Below are 229 nucleotides of genomic sequence, written 5' to 3'. Positions count from 1 at the left end.
GCGACCCGGCCACTCGCCACGCTTCTTGCCATGACCGAGTACCGCGCGCCCCGTGGCAAGCAGCTGACCTGCGCCGATTGGACGATCGAAGCCGCCTACCGCATGGTCCAGAACAACCTGGACCGCGACGTCGCCGAGGACCCCGAACGCCTGATCGTCTACGGCGGGCTCGGCAAGGCGGCGCGTAACCCGGAGGCCCTGCAGAAGATCCTGGCGACGCTGCGCCGCC

Annotated in this window: 1 pseudogene; it reads left to right on the top strand. The window is 69.9% G+C overall.

Features of this window, described 5'->3' with window-relative positions:
* Positions 1 to 30: 30 nt before the first annotated feature.
* Positions 31 to 229 (top strand): annotated as a pseudogene (locus tag RYX56_RS25710) (urocanate hydratase); the annotation flags it as partial.

Origin of the sequence: Alkalihalophilus lindianensis (genome assembly GCF_032843265.1) — a bacterium.
GTDB classification, from domain to species: Bacteria; Bacillota; Bacilli; order Bacillales; family Bacillaceae_D; genus Alkalihalophilus; species Alkalihalophilus lindianensis.
Note: the sequence above shows the minus strand (reverse complement) of the source record. Positions and strands in the feature narration are given on the sequence as shown.